Annotated in this window: 3 protein-coding genes; all 3 read right to left on the reverse strand. The window is 64.7% G+C overall.

What is annotated here, in order from left to right; all coding sequences use genetic code 11:
- The coding region (locus tag AACR77_RS17495; protein WP_042883037.1) for an ABC transporter ATP-binding protein at positions 1 to 402 on the reverse strand (402 nt) is incomplete at its 3' end.
- 6 nt (positions 403 to 408) lie between these two features.
- Positions 409 to 1185, reverse strand: coding sequence for an ABC transporter permease (locus AACR77_RS17500; protein WP_039040132.1), 777 nt, complete (start codon positions 1183 to 1185; stop codon positions 409 to 411).
- A partial coding sequence (locus AACR77_RS17505) for an ABC transporter permease (RefSeq protein WP_042883027.1) occupies positions 1178 to 1827 on the reverse strand: 650 nt, incomplete at its 5' end. The genes AACR77_RS17505 and AACR77_RS17500, both read right to left, overlap by 8 nt.

The following is a 1827-nucleotide window of genomic DNA, read 5'->3' on the forward strand; positions in this document are numbered from 1 at the left end:
GAGCTCGGCTGGATAGCGGCGCTCGAAGCCGGTCAGCTCCACCAGCTCTAGCGCCTCCTGTACGCTGGCGGCGAGATCCCGCCCCGGCTGGGGTTTCATCTTGAGGCCGAAGGCGACGTTGTCCCACACCGTCATGTTGGGGAAGAGCGCATAGCTCTGGAACACCATGCCGATGCCCCGCTTCTGGGGCTCCTGCCAGGTGATGTCCTCACCGGCCACCCGCACCTGACCGCCATCCACCGGGGTGAGCCCGGCCAGCGCCCGCAGCAGGGTGGATTTGCCGCAGCCGGAGGGGCCGAGCAGGGTCACCAGCTCCCCCTTGCGAATGCCGAATTCAATTCCCTCGAACACCTTGGTGTCGCCGTAGGATTTGTGCAGTTGATTCACTTCTAGATGGAACATGTTGATTCACCGATGAAATCTGTTGGCTGCCCAGGTGAGCAGCAGGGTCAGCAGGAAGTAGCTCATCACCAGTGCGCTGGTGAAGTGGCCCGAGGTGGCACGCATGTTGTAGAGGTAGACCTGCAGGGTCTCGTAACGGGTGCCCACCAGCATGTTGGCAAACACGAACTCGCCGAGCAGGAAGGACAGCGAGAGAAACAGCGCCGCCAGCAGCCCCTTGCGCAGGCAGGGGATCACCACCAGCAGGAAGGCGCGGGCGCTGCTGGCCCCCAGCAGATGAGCGGCATCCATCAGATCCTTGAGCGGCACCCCTTGCAGGCTGTTGGCCAGCGCCCGGTACATGAAGGGGAGCACCACGGTGAACCAGGTCCCGATCAGGATCCACGGCGTGCCGATAATCGGCAGCACGCCGTCAGCGTAGATCTGCAGCAGCCCCACCGAGGAGACTACGGGCGGCACCGCGAAGGGGAGCAGGATCAAGAGGTTCATCCAGGGATCCAGCCTGGGGAAGTAGTAGGCCACCACCAGCACGGTAGGCACCAGCACCAGGGTGCCCAGCAACAGGGTGGCGAAGCAGACCAGGAGGCTGCGGCCAAAGGCCGCCAGAAAGCGCGGGTCGCCCCAGAGTTTGAGATACCAGTCGAGGGTAAAGCCATCCGGCAGCAGGGTCGCCCCCCAGCGAGTGGAGATGGAGTAGAGAAAGGTGGCCAGCAGCGGTAGCAGCAGGGTGGCGACCAGCGCCCCCAGCACCCATCTGGGCCAGCGCGGCGTCAAATCATGCATGGGATTGCCCCTTGTTCACATAGCTCTTTTTCAGCAGCCACTGGTTGGCGGCTGTCACCACCCCCAGCAGCACCATCAGGATCACCGCCAGCGCCGCCGCGAGATTCGGCTCGAGGAAGATGTCGCCGGAGACCAGACTGGCCACCCGGATGGTCACCAGATTGAAGTTGCCGGTGGTGAGGGCGTAGGCGGAGGCATAGGCCCCCACCGCGTTGGCAAACAGGATGATCAGGGTGCCGAGCAAGGCGGGCGTCAGCACCGGCAGGGCCACGTGCCACACATACTGCCCCTTGCTGGCGCCAAGCAGGGCGGCGGCCTGGGGCCACTCATCCTGCAGGGCGTCGAACGCCGGGTAGAGCAGCAGCAGGGCAAGCGGGATCTGGAAGTAGGTGTAAATCAGGATAAGGCCGCTGCCCGAATAGAGGTTGAAGCCGTCGATGAGGCCCCAGGATTTGAGCAGCAGGGTCACCGCACCGTTGATGCCGAGCACGATGATGAAGGCGAACGCCAGCGGCACGCCGCTGAAGTTGCCCGTCATGGTGACGAAAGCCAGCAGCACCCGCTTGACCCGCTCGCCACAGTGGCGCAGCGCCGCGGCCCCGAGGGTGCCGATGGCGAGCCCCGCCAGGCTGGCGATGCCGG

It is taken from the genome of Aeromonas sp. ZOR0002, assembly GCF_963866995.1.
Classification (GTDB): Bacteria; Pseudomonadota; Gammaproteobacteria; order Enterobacterales; family Aeromonadaceae; genus Aeromonas; species Aeromonas caviae.

What these genes read in the sequence shown, in the direction of transcription:
- AACR77_RS17500 (WP_039040132.1), bottom strand. Translation starts at nt 1,185, where the DNA reads ATGCATGATTTGACGCCGCGCTGGCCCAGATGGGTGCTGGGGGCGCTG.